Annotated in this window: 17 protein-coding genes; 10 read left to right on the forward strand and 7 right to left on the reverse strand. The window is 65.6% G+C overall.

The genetic code is table 11. From position 1 onward, the window contains the following. Window positions 1-9: 9 nt before the first annotated feature. Entirely contained in the window at window positions 10-543 is a 534-nt protein-coding gene (locus L2Y97_RS07885) for a DUF6630 family protein (protein ID WP_247435099.1), read from the reverse strand. A gap of 454 nt (window positions 544-997) precedes the next feature. Here L2Y97_RS07885 and L2Y97_RS07890 point away from each other — a divergent pair, with 454 nt between their 5' ends. From L2Y97_RS07890 to L2Y97_RS07900, 3 genes are read left to right on the forward strand one after another with little or no spacing between them, the layout of a single operon-like run. Further along, a complete protein-coding gene (locus L2Y97_RS07890) occupies window positions 998-3,382 on the forward strand; it encodes a TonB-dependent receptor plug domain-containing protein (protein WP_247435102.1) in 2,385 nt (794 codons plus the stop codon). A 5-nt stretch (window positions 3,383-3,387) separates the two neighbouring features. Next, the gene (locus L2Y97_RS07895) at window positions 3,388-5,592 is read left to right on the forward strand and encodes a M28 family peptidase (protein WP_247435104.1); all 2,205 of its coding nucleotides are present in this window, start codon (window positions 3,388-3,390) and stop codon (window positions 5,590-5,592) included. A gap of 51 nt (window positions 5,593-5,643) precedes the next feature. Beyond that, the gene (locus tag L2Y97_RS07900) at window positions 5,644-6,306 is read left to right on the forward strand and encodes a DUF1345 domain-containing protein (protein ID WP_247435107.1); all 663 of its coding nucleotides are present in this window, start codon (window positions 5,644-5,646) and stop codon (window positions 6,304-6,306) included. A gap of 11 nt (window positions 6,307-6,317) precedes the next feature. On the opposite strand, the gene L2Y97_RS07905 is transcribed toward L2Y97_RS07900, so the two are convergent. Both L2Y97_RS07905 and L2Y97_RS07910 read right to left on the reverse strand, forming a co-directional pair. After that, the gene (locus L2Y97_RS07905; protein WP_247435109.1) at window positions 6,318-7,238 is read right to left on the reverse strand and encodes a DMT family transporter; all 921 of its coding nucleotides are present in this window, start codon (window positions 7,236-7,238) and stop codon (window positions 6,318-6,320) included. A 64-nt stretch (window positions 7,239-7,302) separates the two neighbouring features. Next, on the reverse strand, window positions 7,303-8,064 hold the full coding sequence (locus L2Y97_RS07910; RefSeq protein WP_247435112.1) for a helix-turn-helix transcriptional regulator: 762 nt from the start codon (window positions 8,062-8,064) through the stop codon (window positions 7,303-7,305). 126 nt (window positions 8,065-8,190) lie between these two features. Between L2Y97_RS07910 and L2Y97_RS07915 the strand changes: the two genes are divergently transcribed. Next, window positions 8,191-8,607, forward strand: coding sequence for a hypothetical protein (locus L2Y97_RS07915; RefSeq protein WP_247435115.1), 417 nt, complete (start codon window positions 8,191-8,193; stop codon window positions 8,605-8,607). Between the two features lie 9 nt (window positions 8,608-8,616). Here the strand turns inward: L2Y97_RS07915 and L2Y97_RS07920 are convergent, their stop codons facing one another. Further along, on the reverse strand, window positions 8,617-9,801 hold the full coding sequence (locus tag L2Y97_RS07920; RefSeq protein WP_247435118.1) for an MFS transporter: 1,185 nt from the start codon (window positions 9,799-9,801) through the stop codon (window positions 8,617-8,619). A 114-nt stretch (window positions 9,802-9,915) separates the two neighbouring features. Here L2Y97_RS07920 and L2Y97_RS07925 point away from each other — a divergent pair, with 114 nt between their 5' ends. Beyond that, the gene (locus L2Y97_RS07925; RefSeq protein ID WP_247435121.1) at window positions 9,916-10,842 is read left to right on the forward strand and encodes a LysR family transcriptional regulator; all 927 of its coding nucleotides are present in this window, start codon (window positions 9,916-9,918) and stop codon (window positions 10,840-10,842) included. 62 nt (window positions 10,843-10,904) lie between these two features. On the opposite strand, the gene agaR is transcribed toward L2Y97_RS07925, so the two are convergent. Genes agaR through L2Y97_RS07940 form a run of 3 tightly spaced genes read right to left on the reverse strand, consistent with a single transcriptional unit; the run spans window position 10,905 to window position 13,855 of the window. After that, complete coding sequence (gene agaR, locus L2Y97_RS07930; protein ID WP_247435123.1) at window positions 10,905-11,708, reverse strand: transcriptional repressor AgaR; 804 nt, start codon at window positions 11,706-11,708, stop codon at window positions 10,905-10,907. Between the two features lie 8 nt (window positions 11,709-11,716). Then, a complete protein-coding gene (locus L2Y97_RS07935; protein ID WP_247435126.1) occupies window positions 11,717-12,937 on the reverse strand; it encodes an amidohydrolase family protein in 1,221 nt (406 codons plus the stop codon). Window positions 12,938-12,949: 12 nt separating this feature from the next. Next, a complete protein-coding gene (locus L2Y97_RS07940; protein WP_247435129.1) occupies window positions 12,950-13,855 on the reverse strand; it encodes a class I fructose-bisphosphate aldolase in 906 nt (301 codons plus the stop codon). A gap of 80 nt (window positions 13,856-13,935) precedes the next feature. Here L2Y97_RS07940 and L2Y97_RS07945 point away from each other — a divergent pair, with 80 nt between their 5' ends. From L2Y97_RS07945 to L2Y97_RS07965, 5 genes are all read left to right on the forward strand, one after another. Continuing rightward, window positions 13,936-15,111: an SIS domain-containing protein gene (locus tag L2Y97_RS07945; RefSeq protein ID WP_247435132.1), complete on the forward strand. Its 1,176-nt coding sequence runs from the start codon at window positions 13,936-13,938 to the stop codon at window positions 15,109-15,111. Continuing rightward, complete coding sequence (locus L2Y97_RS07950; protein ID WP_247435135.1) at window positions 15,108-16,031, forward strand: carbohydrate kinase family protein; 924 nt, start codon at window positions 15,108-15,110, stop codon at window positions 16,029-16,031. The genes L2Y97_RS07945 and L2Y97_RS07950 overlap by 4 nt, the downstream gene beginning before the upstream one ends. Further along, entirely contained in the window at window positions 16,028-16,951 is a 924-nt protein-coding gene (locus L2Y97_RS07955; protein WP_247435138.1) for a 1-phosphofructokinase family hexose kinase, read from the forward strand. Before L2Y97_RS07950 ends, L2Y97_RS07955 begins: the two co-directional genes overlap by 4 nt. A gap of 23 nt (window positions 16,952-16,974) precedes the next feature. Further along, a complete protein-coding gene (locus L2Y97_RS07960) occupies window positions 16,975-18,933 on the forward strand; it encodes an alpha-galactosidase (protein ID WP_247435141.1) in 1,959 nt (652 codons plus the stop codon). A 112-nt stretch (window positions 18,934-19,045) separates the two neighbouring features. Beyond that, the gene (locus L2Y97_RS07965) at window positions 19,046-22,051 is read left to right on the forward strand and encodes an outer membrane beta-barrel protein (protein ID WP_247435143.1); all 3,006 of its coding nucleotides are present in this window, start codon (window positions 19,046-19,048) and stop codon (window positions 22,049-22,051) included. Window positions 22,052-22,196: the final 145 nt, after the last annotated feature.

Raw genomic sequence — 22,196 nt, forward strand, 5'->3', positions numbered from 1 at the left:
GCGCGCGGGTTACATCACATCCTTGCCCAGGCGCAGGTTGATGCCCAGCTGGGTGGCGAGTACGCGCATCTGCTCATCGTCGCGCGACGAGGTGATCCAGCCGGCGTAGACATCGTCCTCATCGGCTTCGCGCGACCACAGCGTGTAGCCACGCTCGTTCAGCGAATCGAACGCGCGCGAGAAGATCTCGGGCCCGTCGACCTCTTCGTGGAACTCGTCGTCATCGGGGTCGCCACCCCAGTCGATCTCGACCCCGCTCCAGCGCGATACCAGCTCGTTGATCGCTTCGATCAGCGCGCGGGTGTCGTCAGCATCCACCTCGAAGCCCGAGCGCCAGTCGATGACTTTCGCCACGATGGCCATGGGGTCGTCTTCACCTTCCTCTTCGACGTCATCGCGGTATGCGGTGAACTGCTGCATCGCGGCGTCTTCGTCGCCGGGATTGATCAGGAGCAGAAGGTGCCAGACCTGCGATTCGACGCTGTCTTCTTCCTCGTCGTCGTGCTCGCGTTCGTACTCGTAATCGTCGTCGTAATCGCTCATGGGGATAGGCCTCGTGCGTAGGCGTGAATGATGACATAGGGCCGGCGTCGCCGTTTTGGCGAAGTGTGTTGAGTTGACAAATGCACGACGCGGTGCAACAAATGGCAGGCGGCCAACCGTTCCATGGCCGCGGCCCACTGCCATCCGCCGCCTTCGGGCGGCAACAGCCAGGCGAAACAACCTCCCAGTGAACACACACAACCACCACACGCCCAACCTCCCGAACATGTCCGCGGCCATGCCGCGATGTTTCGTGGTGCGCGCGTGTTGTTGTTGCCTGGGCTGATCCTGGCGCCATCTCCACGCTTGTAGCGCGCTGACGAAGTAAAGACCGCGGGTTCGCCCGCGGCCTACGTCGCCGTCCCTGCCGTCCATCCTTTTGTCACCCTGGTGTCGCTCACGCGCCGCCACGGGCGCTCGTTGCTTATTTTCATCCCCAGGGGAATTGCACCTCATGTCTTACCGTTCCATGCGCCGTCGCGCGCCGTTGTTCATCGCCGTGTCGTTGGCCCTTGCGGGCACTGCGCAGGCCCAGGACGCCGCCAAGGCCAGCAATCTCGATACCGTGATCGTCACCGGCACGCGCAGTACCGAACGCACCGTCTCCAGCTCGCTGCAGCCGATCGATGTGATCACGCCGCAGCAGCTCCAACAGACCGGCGCCACCCAGCTCACGGCGGCGCTGGCGCGGCTGGTGCCATCCTTGAACTTCCCGCAGCCCACTACGATCAGCGGTGCCGAAGTGGCACGGCCCGTCACGCTGCGTGGGCTCAGTCCGGACCAGGTGCTGGTGCTGATCGATGGCAAACGCCAGCACGCCGGCGCCTTCCTGAACCTTGGAGGTGCGATCGGCCGCGGATCGAATCCGGTGGACCTGAATGCGATTCCCATCGCCGCGATCGAGCGGATCGAGGTGCTGCGCGATGGCCAGTCGGCACGCTATGGCTCGGATGCGATCGGCGGCGTCATCAACGTCATCCTGAAGAAGGGCGGCGAGGGCGGCCAGGTCACCGCGAAGTTCGGTGGCTACGATGCGGGTGACGGCCTGCAACGCCAGCTCAGCGCCGATACCGGCTTCAAGCTGGGCGACAAGGGCTCGATCCACGTGGCGATCGATACCCAGAACAACGACGGGACCAACCGCGCGGGCCGCGACTACGGCAGCTCGGCCGTGGGCACGACCTACGGCAAGAAGGTGTACTGGCTGGGTGACCCGGCCGTGCAGTCGAACAAGGTATCGCTCACCGGCCAGTACGAGTTCAGCAAGGCGGCCGAGGTGTACTTCACGGCCATCTACCGCCGCGACCGCGATGAAACGGCCAGCCTGTACCGGCACCGCGGCGACTCCACCAACGTGCCGGCGATTTACCCGCAAGGCTATTTGCCGATCAGCATCCCGATCGTGAGCGATACCACGCTCACGGCCGGCCTGCGCGGCGAGCTGGGCGATGGCTGGCATTACGACGTCTCCGCCACGCACGGCTCCAATGAGTACGACCAGCGCAGCCACTCGATCAATGCCGACTGGTATAAGGCATATGGCTACACACCGTTCTTCATCCAGGGCGCGGATTACAAGACCCAGCAGCAGACGGGCAACGTGGATATCAGCAAGGAGTTCACGCCGAGCTGGCTGCCGAACTCGGTGAGCGTGTCGTTCGGCCTGGAATACCTGCGCCAGGCGTACAAGGTGACCCCGGGTGATGCGGTGTCGCAGTACGGCGCCAATGGCGGCATCACCGGTGACCTGCAGGGCAACTGGCAGCGCCACGATGTCTCCGAGTACATCGACCTGGAAACCAATCTCACCGATCGTTTCGCGGTGTCGCTCGCGGGCCGCCATGAGCACTACAGCGATTTCGGCGGCACCACGTCGGGCTCGCTGTCCGGCCGCTTCGACTTCACCCCGCGCTTCGCCGTGCGTGGCAGCGTGGGTACCGGCTTCCGCGCACCCACGCTGGTGCAGCAGCACTACGCGGACATTTCCTCGCAGCTGCAGGACCTGGGCCAGGGCCAGGTCCTGGTGCAGTCGGGCACCTTCCCGGTGGATGCGGCGGCGGCCTCGCTGCTGGGCGCGGAGAAGCTGAAGCCGGAGAAATCGCGCAGCGCCACGCTGGGCCTGGTGGCGGAGCCGCTCACTGGCTGGAACGTGAGCGTGGACGTGTACTGGATCAAGATCACCAACCGCATCAACCTGTCGTCGAACATCCCGGTCAATACCCCGGCGGTGAACGCCTACCTCGCCGCGAACGGCGTGGATGCGAACTACCAGTCCATCCGCTACTTCACCAATGCCGTGGATACGCGCACGCGGGGTATCGACTTCGTCAGCCAGTACGGCTTCGATTTCGCCAATGGCGATCGCCTGAATACGACGCTCGGCTGGGCGTACAACGAAAACGAAGTGACGAAGGTGAAGCCCAACCCGGCCATCCTCGATGAGCTGGGTGTCGCCGTGCAGCGCGTGGAGCGCCGCGAGCGGCTGGGCCTGCTGGGCGATACGAACCCGCGTACCAAGCTGGATGTGGGCTTTGATTACCTGCACGGGCGCTGGGGCGGCCACGCCAACGTGCAGCGTTACGGCAGCTACACCGTTTACAGCAACAGCGGCGCGGCGCTCGACCAGAACTTCGACCACCGCTGGACGCTGGACCTTTCCGCGGATTACACGCTGGATAGCTGGACGTTCACGGCGGGCGCCGACAATGTGACCAACGCGCGACCGGAGCAGGTGAAGTACGCCAACTCCACCAATGGTAACTTCAAGTACAGCCTGTTCTCGCCACTGAGCTGGAACGGCCGTTACTACTACGCCAGCGTGACCTACCGTTGGAAGTGATAAGCATGCGTGTACTTTTAACTTCGTTTGTTCTCGCCGTCGCCGCCGGCGCAGTCGCTGCGCAGGAGGCTCCGCTGGTGGGCTTTGGCCCATCCGCCGCCGCTGCGGAACGCGGTATCGAGCAGCGCGTGGACGGCACCATCGCCAAAGCCGATCTGGATGGGTGGCTCAAACAGCTGACCTCCGCGCCCAACCATGTCGGCTCGCCGCACAACAAGGCGAATGCTGACTTCATCGCGGCCAGCCTGCGTAGCTGGGGCTGGGATGTGAAGGTGGAGCCGGTGCGTGTGCTTGTGGCGTATCCGACGACGCAGAAGCTGTCGCTGGTCGGCGGCGATCATTATGCCGCCGACTTCACGGAGCCTGAGGTGGCGGGCGATCCCGACACGGCCCATCGTGCAGGCGTCCTGCCTGGCATGGAGTCGTACAGCCCCGATGGCCGCGTCGATGCGCCGCTGGTGTTCGTCAACGAGGGGCTTGCACGGGACTACGATGAGCTCGATCGCCTTGGTGAATCGGTAAAGGGCAAAGTGGTCCTGGTGAAATCCAGCGGGGCCGGCCGTTGGGTGAAACCCCGCCTGGCCCAGCAGCACGGTGCCGTCGGTGTGGTGATCTATTCCGATCCCGAGGCCGACGGTTTCCCGAAGGGCGATGTGTACCCCACGGGTGCCTGGCGCACGGATCGCACCGTGCAACGTGGCACGCTGGGGATCGATAGCGTGCTGGATGCCAAGGGGGCGAAGACCCTGCAAACGGAACACCACACGGCCGATCTGTCGATCCCGGTAGTCACGATCGGCTACGGCGACGCGGCGCATTTCCTGAGTGCGCTGGGCGGCAAGGCCGTACCGTTGCGGTGGCAGGGTGGTTTGCCGCTCACGTATCACGTCGGCGGCGATGCACCGGTGCACCTCGAAGTCGCTTCGCCGTGGGAATGGCGCACCCTCTACAACGTGGTGGCCACGCTCAAGGGCAGCACCTGGCCGGACGAATGGGTGATCCGCGGCGTGCATCACGATGCGTGGGTCTATGGCGCATGGGATCCGCTGGCGGGCACCACAGCGTTGCTCGCCGAGGCGAAGGCGCTTGGCGAACTCGCAAAGGCAGGGCAGCGGCCGAAGCGCACGCTCGTCTTCGCCAGCTGGGATGGCGAGGAGCTTGGCATCCTCGGCTCGAAGGCATGGGCGGAGCGCCACGCTGCCGAGCTTGCGACGCATGCGGTGTTCTATCTCAACAACGACACCACGGGGCGCGGTTTCCTTTCCGCCGGCGGCGATCCCTCGCTGGCCGCACTCATTGATGGCGTGGCCACTGACCTGCGTGATCCGGAAACCGGTGCGACGGTACAGGCCCGTCGGCTGGCGAAGCGCGCGGTGGATGCGGCGGAGAAGGGCAAGGACGCCGATGGCACGATCATCCCGGAACGCCTGGGTACCGGCTCCGATTACCTGCCGTTTGCCCACCGCTTCGGCGTGCCGTCGCTCCACGTGCGCTACGGTTACGACCGCGACGGCGACGAAGAGAGCGTGCCGATCTACCACTCGCTGTACGACACGTACACGCACTACCAGCGGTTTGGTGATCCGGGCCTGGCTTACGTGAGCCTGCTGGCTAAGACCAATGCGCGTCTGGTGCTGCGCACCGCGAATGCCGACGCGCTGCCGTGGCGATACACGACCTTCGCGCAATCGTTAGGCAAGGATATCGACCGGCTACAGGCCGGTGCGTTGAAGGCGCACCAGGACGCGGCAAGGCACAACGCACTGGTTGACGCCGATGCCTATCGCCTTGCTTCCGTCGCGTATCGCCAACTGGCACCACCGGCACGCATCGACGATCGCTGGCAGGCGCTGGACCTGTCCGGTTTGCAGGCAGCGCAGAAGGAACTGCTCGCCGTGGCCACTGCGTACGACGCCGCCGCTACCCGAGCAGGCGACCTGCCTGCGGCAAAGGCGGCCAGGGTCAACGCGGCACTTCGCGAATTCGCGACGGTATGGCTCCAGCCCGCTGGGCTACCGCAACGCCCCTGGTACCGCCACCTCCTCCAGGCCCCCAGCCGCAAGGAAGGCGAAGAGGTTGCGCCACTCCCCGGCATCGGCGACGCCATCGGCGCAAAGGACTGGAAGCAGGCCGCGCAAGAAATCGCGCTGACCACGGAAGCAACTCGCAAGGCCACCGCGGTGCTAAAGAAAGCGACCACGCTCCTGTAGGGGCCAAAGCTTCTCGCGCCGACTTCACACCCACCGGCTATAGTCCGCCCCATGACCGGACAGCCCAAACCCCACTGGTGGGCCCGGCGCTACGTCGAGGCCCGCCCCCGTTTGCTGGTAGGCGCTCTCGTCGCCGCCGTCACGATCGGCATCCTGGAGACGACACGCATCCCCCACGCGTTGTCGTTCATGCTGGGGTTTGACCTTGGCGCGCTGGTGTACCTGCTGCTGATCCTTCGCATCTTCGCCCACGCGGATAAGGCGACGATCGAGGCGCAGGCGAAGGCGCAGGATGTGGGGCGCTGGACCACGCTGCTGGCGGGTGTGGTGCTATCGGCTGCGGTGCTCGTGGCGGTGAGCACGGAGCTGGAATCGGCGCAGAAGGGCGGGGCGATCGCTATCGCCGTGGCCGCCAGCACGATCATCCTGGCCTGGGCGTTCATGAATACGCTGTTCGCACTGCACTACGCGCACGGGTTCTACGGCAACTTTGGCGACAAGCACAAGGGCCTGGATTTTCCCGGTGACGAGGATCCGGACTACTGGGACTTCGCGTACTTCTCGTTCACCATCGGGATGACCTTCCAGGTTTCGGATGTGCAGATCTGCACGCGGTACCTGCGGCGCATCGCGCTGATGCATAGCGCGATCGCGTTCTTCTTCAATGTGTTCATCATTGCGATCAGCGTGAATATTGCCGCCGGTAAAGCCTAGGGTGGACCCAGTCAGCGACGGTGGGCGTGCAGGCAGGTGATCACGCTCAGGCCGACGCACGCCATGGCGATCCATTCGGTGAGGACAGGCACGCGCCATTCCCAGAGGAACCCGTAGAGCAGCGCGAACAGGGTTTCGAACAGGATCATCTGGCCGACCAGGGTGAGCGGCAGCATGCGGCTCATGCGGTTCCAGAAGTTGTTGCCCAGGATCGATGCGAGCACGGCCATGCCGGCGCTGATCGCGGCGAAGCGCGTCCAGGCGACCACCGTATGCGCGGTGGTATCGAAGTACAACGCCGCAGGCACCAGCAGCAGCGAAAGCGCACCGGTGACCAGGCCCGTGAGCAGGTTCCAGTCGTGGGCGGAGACATGCGGTAGCTCGTGCAGCCACCGTGCGTTGCGCAACGCATAGATCGTCCAGGAGACGAGTGCCGTGACAGCGCACAGAAACCCCACGGCCCGGCGCCATTCGAACGCGCCACCGCCGGCCAGCGCCTGGCCGCCGATGCAGAGGATGGCGATGGCACTGAACAGCAGCGATGGCGCGAGGCGTCGTAGCGGCACCGCACCCACGGCGCGGCTGCCCACCACGGTCACCGCCACGGGCAGGAAGCCGATGACCAGCGAGGCCATGGCCACACCACCCCATTGCACGGCGGTGGCGAGCGCGATGTAGTAAATGATGTTTGCCAGCAGGCTGAGCCCGACGAGGGCACGCCAATGGCGTGGTTCCATCCACCCACGCAGCGCCGGCCAGCGCGGGACAAGCAGCACCGCGGAAACCACCCCGTAAACAAGGTAACGCCCCGCAGCCAGTTGCAGGCCGGTGAAATCACGAGCGAGCTGCGGTGCGACGAACACCGTGCCCCAAAGTGCCCCGGCCACGATGCCGAAGAGGATGCCCAGGGTCAGGTTGGCCTTGCCGTCCACGCGGATTCCTTGAAGTACGCACCGCCATGATGGCAGCGCTACCGCGCCATGGGCTTGGCAGGGGCTACGGGATTTTTGTCGCCGCCTCGCGTTGCTGCCGGCGGTAGGCCGCGGGCGTCGTATCCATCGCGTCGCGCATCGCTCGGGTCATGGCGCTCTGGTCGCCGTAACCGACCTCGGTCGCGATCGTGGCGATAGGACGGTCGGAGCGCGCCAGCCACTCGCGGGCACGCGCGAGGCGCCGCTCGGCGAGCCACGCGCGAGGGGTCGTGCCGAGTTCGGCACGGAAGAGCTCGTGCACGCGGCTGGTACTGAGGTTGGCGTGCCGGGCCATGTCAGCCGCCGTCCATGGCAGGGCGAGCGCCTCTTCCACGGCGGCCAGCATGGCCTGTAGCCGGCTAAGCGGACGTGGCCGCTGGCGGCCCAGTGCATCCAGTAGCAGGGGTACCCAGCGCACGAGCTGATCCGCTCCGTGCGTGCCCTCCTCGACCAGCAGGCGCATGTAGTCGACCAGCGCCACCGCGGGCGGTGCCATGGGTACGAAGGCCTCGCTGGCCAACCGATCGGCAAGGGCATCGGGGATATCGACCCCTGCCACATCGAGGACCAGCGACTGGTTGGGCCGGTCGCCGATGGTGGTATGCCACGCCTGGGTCGGTACGTAAGCTGCGCGCGCCACACCCAGGCGGCCTTCGCGGCCAGCGATGTCCAGGGTCAGCGACCCGCGGACGGGCAGCACCAGTTGCGCCCAGTCGTGGCGGTCGGTGCCGGTATCGCCGTCGTAACTACGCAGGCTGAGGTCCGGTTGGGCGGGGAAAGCGGCCATGGAAGCCATTCTAAGCGCAGTTGCATGCCCATTTTTCTTATTGACGCGTTGCGGCATTGGGGGGATCTTCCGTTCAGCCGTCCATACGGCAGGGCCTTTTCGGCCCGTAACAACGGGGGAATCACCATGAATGTGCCAACCTTCATCCGGGTGACGGGGGTCACCCTGGGCCTTGTTTTTGCCGCCAGCCCTGCCTTTGCGCGTGGCGACGAAACTCCGCCCGACAGCCTGTGCACCGTGCTGGGTACCGCCGCGCGTTACGTGGGTACCACGGTGACCGTGCGTGGCGTCGCCACCAGCGAGGGCAAGGTCGCCACGCTGGCCGATGCGACCTGCAAGGGCGGTGTCGCCCTGACCATCGATGATGGCAACGGCCGCAAGCGCGATGTATCCAGTTTCCGCCGGATCATCTCCGAGAAGAACGTCCGTGCGGATGCCACGGTGTTCGGCCGCTTCACCTCCACCGGCGATGCCGCCGCGCCGTACGCGATCGATGTGTACAGCGTGCGCGACGTGGTGGAAGTGCCGGCCGACGGCACCTGATTCACAGGGTTAGGCGGCCGGGCGGCGCCATGCCGCTGGCCGCCACGCGATAAGCAGCGCCACCACGATCAGTGGCAGGGTGCTCCATGCCAGCGCGCCTGCACCGGCGCGGTCCAGCACGGCGCCGCCTACGATGCCGCCCAAGGCCAGTGCCACGTTCCAGCCGGTGACCAATAGCGACTGCGCGACATCGGCCGATTCGCCTGCGTTGCGTGCCAGGGCGGTCTGCAACAGCGTGGGCGTGGCGCCGAAGCCCACTCCCCATACCGCCAGCGCCGCGACGAGCACCGGCAGTACGTGCGGGAACATCGCGATGGCCAGCGCGGAGGCCAGGAAGCCGATGACACCGCCGACAACGAGCGCGCGCATGTGCGCATCACCGAACGCACCCGCGAGCCAGATGCCAGCGACCGACGCCAGCCCGAACACCAGCAGGTAGCGATCCACCGCGGCGCCGGCACCCGCCGTGGCCACGAGTGGCGCGATGTACGTGTAGATGATGTTGTGCGCCAGGATGAAGACGAGCAGGGTGCCCAGCACCTGCGCGACACCCGGCAGGGCGATCACCTTGCGCAGGCGAAGCGGCCCAGGATTCGTTAGCCCAGGGTAATCCGGCAGCGCGAAACGCGCCCACGCGAAGAGGCCCACGCTGAAGGCCGACATGATGCCGAACGTGGCGCGCCAGCCGATGGCGTTGCCCAGCCAGGTGCCCGCGGGGATACCCAGCGACAGCGCCAGCGGTGCGCCGACCAGCGCCACCGCCATGGCCCGGCCTTGCCGTTCGCCAGGCACCATGCGCAGGGCATGCCCCGCCACCAGCGCCCAGAGCAGGCCGCCACTCACGCCGGCCACGAACCGCGCCGCCAGGATCAGCGTGTACGAGCCCGACAGTGCCGTGATCGTGTTCGCCACGGCGAAGCCGGCAATGGCCGTGAGCAAGAGCGGCCGCCGGTTGAAGCGCCGCGTGTGGGCGACCACGGGGATGGCCGCAAGCACCGAACCCAGCGCATACACCGTCACCAGCTGGCCAATCAGCGCTTCACTCACGCCCAGGCTCGCGCTCATCGTGGGCAGGAGGCCGGCGGGCAGCGCCTCGGTGATGATCGTGATGAAACCCGCCGCGGCCAGGCACAGCAGGCCGGTCCAGGGGAAAACGTGGGGTACGGCCGTAGCCTCCCTCTGCATCCGGGTCATCGGGAATCTCCATGAAAATCAATGGCAACGAGCATAGGTGGGATGCGATAGCGGATAAAGCCGGGTAGAGTTCGCCTCATAAGGGACAAAAATGTCCGCAATCGGGAATCTGCTGTGGATAGCTTCGGCAGCCTGCACACCTTCGTCCGTGTCGCCGAGACGCGCAGCTTCGTTGATGCCGGCCGTGTGCTCGGCGTCTCCGCCGCGGCCGTGGGCAAGAGCGTCGCCCGCCTTGAGGCCTCCATGGGGGTGCGCCTGTTCCACCGCAGCACGCGCAGCGTCACCCTCACTGCGGAGGGGCATTTGTTCCTCGCCCGCTGCCGACGGATTCTCGCGGAAGCGGAGGCCGCGAAAACCGAACTCTCCGAACGCGTGGGTAACCCGCAAGGGCGGTTGCGGGTGAGCCTGCCAACCGTCAACGATCTCGTCTTGCCGGTGCTCGCGGATTTCGTCGCGGCCTACCCCGATATCGTGCTCGATCTGGATTTCACCGACCGCATGGTGGATGTGATCGAGGAGGGTTTCGATGCCGTGCTGCGCGTGGGCGAGCCGGCCGACTCGCGGCTGGCGGGGCGTTACCTCGGTAGTTTCAATCGCTACCTCATTGCATCGCCCGCGTATCTCCGCGAACACGGCACGCCGCGCACACCTGCCGATCTCGTCAGGCACAAGTGCATGCACTACCGCTACCCAAGCACGGGCCGACTCGAGGTGTGGCCGCTGCGGGGTGGCGCGGAGTTGCGCCTGCCCGAATCACTCGTGTGCAACGATATCCAGAGCCGCGTGCACTTCGCCGCGCGTGGCCACGGCATCGCTTTCGTGCCCGATCATTCCGCCCGGCACGCGCTTGCGAATGGATCGGTGGTGACGCTGCTCGATGCCTACCTCGACGCGTCGAGCAGCTTCCATCTGCTGTGGCCGTCAGGCCGCCATGTGCTGCCCAAGCTTCGCGTATTCATCGATTTCTTCAGTGAACACATGTTTCCTGACGGCACGTTGCGCGGCGGAACGCCGCACATGCCCGATATCGCATCACGCTGATGTCGTTGTGCGAGGCGTGCCCCTGCGGCAGCGGGCAAGGTAGGACGAGCGTGCAGGGTGGTTTAGACCAACTGGACTTCCACGCCTTGTTCGCGCAGCGCGTGGATGGCGTCCTTCGGGGCGCTGGTGTCGGTGATCACCACGTTGATGCCGCTGATGGGGGTGATGACGGCGAGGCTGCGCTGGCCGATCTTGCTGGCATCGAGCACGGCAACCACTTCGCGTGAGCACTTCACCATCAGTGCGTTGAGGCTGGCTTCCTGAGGATCGGGCGTGGTCACGCCCACCTTGGTATCCAGGCCATCCACGCCCAGGAACAGGCGATCGGCGGAGAGGCGGGCGAGGGCACGTTCGGCGTCCATGCCCACCAGTGAATAGGACGTCTGCCGCAGCATGCCGCCCAGCATCATCACGCGCACCGTAGGCAGCCCACTGAGTTCCAGCGCGATATTCAACGCATTGGTGATAACCGTGAGCGAGCTCCACTTGCGCTGGCGGATGCAGCGGGCGATCTCCACGGTGGTGGAGCCGGAGTCCAGGATGATGGTTTCCCCATCGCCCACCATGCGCGCCGCCGCGTCGCCGATGCGGCGCTTCTCCGCGAGCCGGCGGGTCTCCTTGATCAGCAGGGGCACATCCTGGGGCGAGGGTTCCGCTGGCACGGCGCCGCCGTGCGAGCGCTTGGCTGAGCCGGCCAGTTCCAGGGCTTCCAGGTCGCCGCGAATCGTCACGGCGGAGACCGCATAGCGCGTGACCAGGTCATCGACGGTAACCCGGCCTTCCTGTCGGAGGAGTTCGACGATGGCGCGCCGGCGCTCCTCGATCAGCAGTTTCTTCGGCGGCGCCTTGCCGCGTCGTTCGCTCATTCGCTTTTCTAATCCAGGCGCAGCAGGCGAGCCGCGTTGTCGTGGTAGACCTTGCGCAGGATAGCCGAAGACAGGCCCAGGCCGTAGATGGACCAGCGCCCCTGTGGCGGTGTATCCGCCGGGGCGTAATCGAAGTACTCGTCCTCGGTCTCGAGGAACCGGTAGTAGATCTCGTAGAGCTCATCGCACAGCAGCTGTTGCGGCACCGCGTTGCCGTAGGGCGGGGGCACCGCATCGGTGCCAAACAGCACGCGATCCTGGAACCGATCGATGAACGCCCGGCTCCGCCGCGGCTGGCGGCCCAGTTCGCCAATGCGCGCGCTGATATCCACCATCGTATTCGGGAAGCGGGCGAGGGTGGCGGCCAGGTCGTCGAGGCGTTCCCCCTGATTGCCGACGTGGAGCAGGACGAAGGTCGTGCCGGGGTGCTTCGCGATCACCCGGTCGCGCGCGGCCATGAGCTCGGCGTGCGATGGGTAATCCCGGCCGTAGAACGACCAGTCCGGGTGTTGGGCGAGTTCTTCGTAGCGCTCGTTGTGGCGGTCGGTCGGCTGGAAGAACGCGAGCGGGTCGGCCGTGTGCAGGAACACGGGTAGCCCGTAAGTTGCGCAGGTTTCCCACATGGGATCAAACCGCGGGTCGTCGAGCCCAACGAGCGCACCGCTGTCGATGCCCTCGCGCAGGTACAGGCCCAGGGTCTTTAGCAGCTTCAGGCCGCGGGCCCCCAGCCGTGCCGCCGCGGCCAGCGCATCCGCCTGCAGCGCCGGGTAATGCGCCTCGCCGAACAGGTGGAACGACGGTTCGGTGAGGGTGAGGAAGCGCCCCGGGGCAGCCCGGTCGAAACGGGCGATGGAATCCTCGAGCCCACGGCCGACGCCACCGGTGAGGTTCACCATGCAGCGGATGCCCTTGCGGTCCATCAGGGGCAGCACGTCATCCGGTGCGGCGAACTGCACCATCTCCTCGCCCAGCGACACGCCACCACGCGTTCGTTTCATCCAGGTCAGGTGGGTGTGCATGTCGATCACCGGGAAACGCGGTGTCTCGATACGCGTGCCCGTCGTGGCCAACATGCTGCGGGGGGCGAAATCGACCAGGCGCAGGCTGGCATCAGCCGGGGCCGTCTCCAGCGGGTTCTTGCCGGCCCCGCCACCGCCGGAAGCCTGGGCGGCGGGCGGCGAACAACACAGGCAGCCGGCCCAGGCGTCATCGTGGCGGTCGTCAGTCATCAGCCAGCCTTTTCAGCGCGGGTAGCGCTTCATGATCTCATGCACCTGGCGGGTCAGCGCCACCGCCTGCTCGAACGGGCGCAGCCACATGTTGCGGCCGAACATCACACCCGTTGCGCCCTGCTGCATGTAGAACTCCACCTTGCGCAGCACGGCATCATCGTCGTCGTTCTTCTCGCCACCAGAGAACAGCACGATGGTGCGACCCGCGGAGCGGACGACGCGCGAGGTGCGCCCGGCGGCATCTTCATCGAGCGAGGCATACGGGCCGGGTACGCCATCGCGGCGGTCGTCGGGCTCGTGCAGTTTCACGATATCCGCACCCACTTCCAGCGCGACACGGGCCGCATAGTCCTGGGCGTAGAGCGAGCCTTTGCCGCCGCGTGCATCGATCGCGGCGCCACGCGGGTACGACCAAAGCACCAGCGGCATGCCAAAGCGATCGCAGTCTTCACGTACCTGGCGCAGCTGGCGCAGCTCATCGTGCTGGCGCGGCGAACCGACGTACAGCGTGTAACCGACGGCATCGGCGCCCAGGCGCACGGCGTCTTCGACGGAGGCGAACTGCGGTGACGTGGCATCGCCATCGTCGGGAATGTTGGTCTTGCCGTTGAGTTTCAGGATGAGCGGTACGCGGCCGGCGTACTGGCCGATGTACTTCTGCGCCAGACCGATACCCAGGGCGATGGCGGAAAAGCCGCCGGCCTCGGCCAGCTGGAACTGGTACGTCGGATCCAGCGCGGGCGGGTGAGGGAAGAAGTCCGTGGGGCCATGTTCCAGGCCCTGGTCGAGCGGCAGGACGAGCAGGGTGCCGTTGCCCGGCCCGTGGCCGTAGAGCATGCGCTGCAGGCGCGTACGCTTGCCCGGTGGCAGGTCGAGGGTGGCGAGCGTGGGGGTCTCGTGGGTCGGGGCTTGCATGTCGTGATTCCTCGGGGCTACTCTGCAATCGAAAGTTTCGTTATCTTTCGTTTTCAACCTATCGTAAGTCAAGCCCCACGATGACCGTCCCTTCCAACGAATCCGTTCCCACCCTCGCCGGCCTGCGTGGCTTGCCCGATGCCCGACAGCTTGAACTGGGGTATGTGGACACGCTGCGCGAGATCCTGCAACAGCCCGCGACGTGGCGAGCGACCGCCGGCTCCCAGGGCGCGGCGTTTCGCGCCATCCTGGATCACGCCGCCGCGGGGCGCCCGGCACAACTTGCCCTTACCGGTTCCGGTAGCTCCGTGTACGTAGGCGAGGCGCTGGCACCGGTGCTCCAGGCCGAACTCGGTATCCCGGCCCGGGCCATCCCTGCAGGCGATCTGCTTACCCACCGTACCGGTGCGCTACCTGGCCCGGATGGCTTGCTGGTCTCGATCGCCCGCTCAGGCGATAGCCCCGAAAGCGTGGGCGCCGTCGATGCGGTGCTGGCCCACGCACCCGGTTGGCGCCACCTGGTCATCACCTGCAACGGCCGTGGCCGGCTCGCCACCCGCTATGCCGATGAGCCGCGCGTGGATGTGATCGTGCTGGATCCGCGCACCAATGATCGCAGCCTCGTGATGACCAGCAGTTTCACCAACATGCTGCTGGCGGCCAGCGCGCTGGGTGCGACACGCCCTGCCGATGGCGCGGCCGCGCTGGTGGAGCGGGTGTTCGATGTGTATGCCGATGCGCTGGCGGCCATGGCCGCGGGTGAGCGGGACACGGCGGTGTATCTGGGTAGCGCCGGCGGTTACGGCGTGGCGCGCGAAACCGCGTTGAAGATGCTTGAAATGAGCGGCGGCGACACCGTGACGTTGGCGGAAAGCTTCCTGGGTTTCCGCCATGGCCCCATGGCATGGCTGAACCGGGGCGGCGTCCTGGTCGCGTATCTCTCGGGCGATGCCAGCGTGCGTGCCTACGAAACCGACCTGCTGCGCGAGCTCAACACCAAGGGGTTGGGGGCTACCCGCATCGTCGTGGGCCAGGATATCGAGCCGGAGCTGGCCGGTTCGCGCGGTCTCGCGGTGGATCTGCCCGGACTTTACGCACTGCCGCCCGCGCAACAACTGCTGGTGCACACCGTTGTTGGCCAGCTGTTCGCGTTCTTCCGCTGCCTGCAATTGGGCCACCGTCCCGATACTCCGTCGGAAGGTGTGTTGACCCGCGTGGTGGGTGGATTCACGCTGCACGATGGGGGCGCTGCGTGAACACGATCGTCGTCGCCGGTGAGATGAACGTCGACCTGATCCTTACCGGGATCGACGCGCCGCCGGTGTTCGGCACGGAAATGCTGGCCAGCGGTGCCAGCCAGGTACCGGGCAGTTCCTCGATGATCTGCGCGCTTGGCCTCGCCAAGCTGGGCGACGCGGTGCGCTTTGTTGGCCGTCGGGGTGATGATGAGCGCGGCCGGTTCTGCGTGGCGGCGCTGCGCGATGCAGGCATCGATACCGATGCCGTGATCACCGATGCGACCCAGGCGACCGGGCTGACCGTGGCACTTTCCGGTGCCGCCGATCGTGCGCTGGTGACGTTCCCGGGCGCCATCGCCGACCTGCGCGGCGCGGATATACCCGATGCGCTGCTACGCGGCGCGGCCCATCTGCATATCTCCTCCTATTTCCTGCAGCGGTGCCTGCAGGGCGATATGACCGACCTGCTCGTGCGTGCCCGCGCGGCGGGCCTGACCGTGTCCCTTGATCCCGGATTCGACCCGTCTGGCGCCTGGGATGCCGGCCTGCTTGCATCCCTGCGCCTGGTCGATGTGTTCCTGCCCAACGCCGTCGAGGCTTGCGCGCTGGCAAAGACCGATCACGTGGAGGATGCGCTGCGCACACTTGCCGCCCTTGGCCCGACGGTCGTGGTTAAGCACGGCCGGGACGGTTGCCTGGCGCTGCATGGCGACCACGTAGTGCGCGTGCCTGCCTTCGCGGTGGCCGCTGTCGATACCACGGGCGCGGGCGACAACTTTAACGCCGGTTTCCTGCACGCATGGCTCGATCGGCAACCTCTCGAGACCTGCCTGCGTTGGGCCGCGGCATGCGGCGCACTCTCCACGCGTGCATTGGGTGGCACGCTCGCACAGGCCGGTGTGGCCGATGTGCACGCGCTGCTGGACGCTTATCCATGATCACCGTCGCTGGTTTCAACAGCGCCATCGATCGTCTTGTCGACGTGGGTTCGTTACGGGCCGGCGAAGTGAACCGTTCCACGCCGGCCGATGAGCGGCCGGGCGGCAAAGGTGTGCATGTGGCGCAGACGTTGGCGGCACTCGGTGTCCCGGTCACGCTCGTAGGCCTGTGCGATGACGCGCATGCGGCGGAGTTCAGCGAGCGCCTGCGCCTGCGCGGCGTTGATTTTCGCGCTGTACGTTCGCCGGTGCCGTTGCGCCAGTGCCTTGCCATACGCGAGGCAAGTGGCCGTATCACCGAGGTGCTGGAGCGCAGTGACGATCCCGGTGAAGACACACGCTTTGTGCTCGACCAAGTGCTGAGGCACTGGGCGCTGGAGAGCGAAGCCGTGGTGTGTACCGGCAGCCTGCCGCCCGGCTTTGACCCGGCGTATTACGCAGGCATCGCCGGCGAGCTCGCGCTGCCGTGCGCGATCGATGCGAGTGGCGATGCGCTGCGCCTGGCCGCGGAGGCCTCGCCGTGGGTGCTGAAGCCCAACGCGGCCGAAGCCGCTGACTTGCTCGGCACCCCGGTGAATACGATGGGCGACGCTGCGGCGGTAGTCCGCGCACTGCACGCACGCGGCGTGCGTCATGCGGTGCTGACGCTGGGGGCGCAGGGTGCGGTTGCGGTGAACGAGCACGGCGCATGGCAAGCCACGCTGCACGTGCAAGGTGTACGCAACACCGTGGGCTCCGGGGATTGCTTCCTTGGTGGCCTCGTCGCCGGCCTGGTCCGCGGTGAGGCGCTTGGCGTTGCGCTACGCCTGGCCGTCGCATGCGGTGCGGCCAATGCGCTGGGTGAAGAAACAGGATTCGTAAGGCTCGACACGGTGGACGGCTTGCAGCCGCTCGTCCGTATCGAGCCATTGGATGTGTAGTCAACGAGCTTGGGAGAGAGTGGATGGGGAAGGCAGGGTTTCCGGTGCGTGCGCTGGTCGCGGCATGTGCGCTGACGCTGGCACCGCTGGCGATGGCGGATGATTTCGGCAAGGGCGCCATGACGCTGGCTTGGCAGGTTAGCGATGGTAAGGTCACCAACGTGGTGGCTACCGACCACATCAACCAGCGCGAGCTTCCCATCGCCACGCCGTTCCAGCTCACCATGGCCGATGGCAGCGTGCTCGGGCCCAACGACTTCCGTCTCACCGGCAAGGTACAGGCCGAAACCCTGAAGGCCGATACCAAGGCCTCGCGTGGCGCGGAGCGGCTGCCAGGTAAAGCACTGAAGGCCAGCTTTACTGATGCAGCCCAGCGCTTTCGCGTCGATGTGGCCTGGGTACAGCGTGACGGCTCCGACTACCTGCGCGAAGTGGTGACGATCAGCGCATTGAAGGCAGACGAGCCGGTGCGTCGTGTGGATCTGCTGCAGGCGAAGCTACCTGACTCGGAAGTCGTCGGTAGCGTTGACGGATCGCCGGTCATTTCAGGTCGCGACTGGCTCGGCTTCGAAAACCCGCTGTCGAAGAGCCTGGTGAGCGGCGGCACGAAAGTACAGCTGTGGGTCGAACGCGAGCTGCCACTGCGCAAAGGCACGTCGGTGACGTACTCAGCGGCCATCGGCGCCACCCACGATAACCAGCTCCGCCGCGATTTCCTCACCTATGTCGAGCGCGAGCGCGCCCACCCGTACCGCACGTTCCTGCACTACAACTCGTGGTACGACATCGGCTACTTCACCCCGTACACCGAGCAGCAGGCGCTCGAGCGCATCCACCACATCGGTGACGAGCTGGCCACGAAGCGCGGCGTCACGCTGGATTCGTTCCTGTTCGATGACGGCTGGGATGATTACAGCGGCAGCTGGGCCTTCAGCAAGGATTTCCCGCACGGTTTCAAGCCGCTGGCCGAAGCCGCGAAGGCTTATGGTGCAGCGCCGGGTATGTGGCTGTCGCCGTGGGGTGGCTATGGCCCGCCTTCGAAAGAGCGCGCAAAGCGTGCGGGCGAAGCCGGCTACGAGATTGTCGACAAGGGCATGGCGCTTTCTGGCCCGAAGTATTACCAGCGCTTCCACGATGTGACGATGGCACTGGTGAAGGACAACGGCGTCAACCAGTTCAAGTTCGATGGCACGGGCAACGCCAACAAGGTATTCCCGGGCAGCGTTTTCGATAGCGACTTCGATGCGGCGATCCACCTGATAGATGACCTGCGTACGGCCAAACCGGATCTGTTCATCAACCTCACCACGGGCACGCTGGCATCGCCGTTCTGGCTGATGTACGCCGATTCGATCTGGCGTGATGGTGAGGATGATGAGCTGGTGGGCGTAGGCACCAAGCGCGAGCGCTGGATTACCTACCGTGACCGCGAGACCTACCACAACATCGTGGAAAAGGGTCCGCTGTTCCCACTGAATTCGCTGATGCTGCACGGGATCATCTACGCGCGGGAGAACCGAAAGCTCAACACGGACCCAGGGCATGACTTCGGCAACGAAGTGCATTCGTACTTTGGCAGCGGCACGGCCTTGCAGGAGCTGTACATCACGCCAGAACTGCTCTCAAGCGAAGACTGGGACACGCTGGCGGAAGCCGCCCGCTGGTCGCGAACGAACGCTGGTGTCCTGCGCGATACCCACTGGGTGGGTGGCGATCCGGGCCGGCTGGATGTGTATGGCTGGGCGTCGTGGACGCCTGCGAAGGCCATCCTGACCTTGCGCAATCCCTCGGATAAGCCGCAGGCATTCGTGATCGACCTGGACCGCCAGCTTGAACTGCCGCCGGGCGCAAAGCGCCACTTCCAGGCTCGCAGCCCATGGAAGGCGGATGAAGGCAAGCCGGCACAGCCGCTGGACGCCGATACGCCGACCACCATCACGTTGCAGCCGTTCCAGGTGATGACACTCGAACTGACGCCGTAACCACAACCACGCCCCCGGACCACGGGGGCGTCCACATCGCTCATCTCACGCGCACGCCGGGGGGGCATGGTCGCGAGGGGGGAGTGTTGCCTGAAAATGGGGAGAGCAGGGCATGACGTATCGCAAACGTGTTTTGGCCGTGGTGATCGCGGCGGGCCTGGCCAGCGGGGGTGTGCTGGCGCAGTCGACCACCGGTACGATCAGCGGCCAGGTGGCGCCGGGTACGGGTGATACCGTGCATATTGAAAGCGGCACGGGGTTCCAGCGCGATGTGCCGGTGGATGCGCGCGGCCGCTACGCCATCGCGCAGCTGCCGCTGGGCAACTACACCGTATCGCTGCGCAAGGCCGGCGCGACGGTGCAGAGCCATCAGAATGTGGCGTTGCGCGTGGGTGCAGCCACTGATGTTTCCTTCGCGGCGCCGGCAGCCGCGTCCGATACGCAGAACCTGGAAGGCGTATCGGTTTCAGCCAGCACGCTGCCGCCCATCGATGTGGCCAGTGTCGATTCGCGTACCGTCATTACCTCGCAGCAGCTGGCGAAACTGCCCTTGGGGTTCAACGCGGAGGCGGCGGCGCGCCTGGCGCCGGGTGTCGTCGGCAATGCCGGTGGCTTCACCGGGCCGACCGGGCAATCGCTGATCAGCTTTGGCGGCTCCGCGGCCAACGAGAACGCGTACTACATCAACGGCTTCAATACGACCGATCCGTTGCAGGCCGCAGGCGGCCTGACGCTGCCGTACGGTTCGATCGACCAGCAGGAGGTGTACACCGGCGGCTACAGCGCGCAGTACGGGCGTTCCGATGGTGGGGTGCTGAACATGGTGGGCAAGCGCGGCACCAACGACTGGCACTTCGGTGGCAAGCTCAGTTGGGATCCCGCATCGCTTCGTGCGTCGTACGACAACACGTACTACCAGAATGGCCTGCCACCGGTGCCCGTTGCCAGGAACCTGTATGTCCCACGCAGCAAGAACAGCAACTGGAACACGGTGTATGACGCTTATGTCGGCGGCCCGCTGATCAAGGACAAGCTGTTCTTCTTCGCGTCGGGTGAGTGGGCGAAGAGCGAGGGTGACAGGCTGGGTGCGGTGACCTCCACCAGCCCGTACACGTCGTACGAGTACAAGATGCCCAAGTGGTACGGCAAGCTCGACTGGAACATCTCTGACAGCAACATCCTTGAGGTCACGGGTGCATCGAATACCCGCGAAACCAGCGGTGACATCTACAAGTACGATTTCAATGCGCTGCAGCGTGGGGATCAGATCGGCCACGCCGACACTATCAAGACCGGCGGCAACCTGTGGACCGCGAAGTACACCGGGTACCTGACCGACACCCTGACGCTGAGTGCGCAGTACGGCAAGATGCACACGCTGAATTACGAAGCGCCCGTGGGCTACAACGAGGCGCTGACCTATGTGAGCGGCACGGAAAACCAGAACCCCGCGTTCACGGGTGGGACGCCTCGCTCGGCCGGCCAGACGGTGTCGAGCATTTACGATCCGGACCAAGGCAATCGATCGAACAACCTGCGGGTGAGCCTGGCCTGGCAGTTGGGTGACCATACGATTACCGCGGGCATCGATAACCTCAAGGCCACAGCGGAGGACCAGGGCGCGCGTACCTCTGGCCCAGGCTATTCGTGGTCTTACGGGTTCACCACCCTGCCAGGCAACAGTCCGGCCCCGAGCCTGGGAGTGGCCGCGCCCAACAGCACGCCTGACGGTGCGGGCGGCTACTACGTGATGAAGAACGTATCCTCTGCCGTCGCCACGGTGCGCACGACGGAGCGCGCCCAGTACATCGAAGACCAGTGGCAGGCCACCGACCGCCTGCTGCTGTCGCTTGGTCTGCGCAACGACCAGTTCACCAACTACAACAGCGATAGCCAGCCCTATATCACCCAGACGAAGCCGCAGTGGGCGCCGCGGCTGGGCTTCAGCTGGGACGTTGAAGGCGACGCGTCGTTCAAGGTGTATGGCAACGTGGGGCGCTATTACCTTGGGTCACCCCTGGCGCCGGCGCTGAGCGCGGCCGCGGGTTACACGAGCACCACCCAGTACTTCACCTACTCGGGCATCGGCGCGGACGGGACGCCGACCGGGCTTACGGCGTTGTCCGGCCCGGTGTCGGCCAACAACGCGTTCGGCGTGCCGCCCGATCCACGCACCGTGACCGCGAAGGGCCTGAAGTCCGAGTATCAGGACGAGTACATGCTGGGCTTCAGCAAGAGCATTGATAACCGCTGGGTCTACGGGGCCAAACTCTCGCGCCGTGTGTTGCGCACGGGCATCGATGACTTCTGCGACGTGGACCGGATCACGAATGCGGCTGCGGCCAAGGGCATAACTGCCGCGTCAGTGAACAGCTGTTACCTGATCAATCCCGGTAAGGCCAACACCTTCGTCGTGCTGGACGACGCGGGCAGCGCTCACGACGTGAAGCTCAGCAATGCGGAGATGGGTTTCCCGAAGATCAAGCGCAACTACTACGCACTGGATACTTTCCTGGAGCACCCGTTCGATGGCACGTGGTACGGCCGTGTCGATTACACGTATTCGCGGAGCTACGGCAACACGGAGGGGCTGACCCAATCCAACGTGCAGTCCGATGGCCCGTCACAATCGGAGGACTGGGATTTCCCGGCACTGATGGTCTACAGCAACGGCCTGCAAGGGAACAACCACAAGCACCAGTTGAAGATGTACGGGTACTGGCAGATCACGCCGGAGTGGATGGTGTCGGGCAACCTGTCGCTGATCTCGGGCAGCCCCTCCACGTGCCTGGGCCTGTTCGGCAGCGATAACTCGGACCCGGCAGGGTACAACTCGAACTACCACTTCTGCGACGGCCGCCCCGCGCCCCCGGGGTCCACCGGCAACATGCCCTGGCAGCGCCAGCTGGATCTGGGTCTGCACTGGACCCCGGCGTTCGCCGACCACAAGCTCGGCCTGAATCTGGACGTGTTCAACGTGACCAATGAACAGGCCGAACTGAGCATCAACCCGCACTACTACCAGGACGCCACAGGCACACCCAACCCCCTGTACCGCACCCCGCTGTACCTGCAGGACCCGCGCTACGTCCGCTTCTCCATCACGTACGACTACTAATCCCGGGCTAACGCCCCTCTGTAGGAGCGCGCTTGCGCGCGATGGGTGCTCGCGACATGCCCCATCGCGCGCAAGCGCGCTCCGACGCCGGGGGGATGTCCCGGCAGTGATTTGCCCTCAACGCGATGGGAACGGTGCCCAGCCT

This window comes from Luteibacter aegosomatissinici, assembly GCF_023078495.1.
Lineage (GTDB): Bacteria > Pseudomonadota > Gammaproteobacteria > Xanthomonadales > Rhodanobacteraceae > Luteibacter > Luteibacter aegosomatissinici.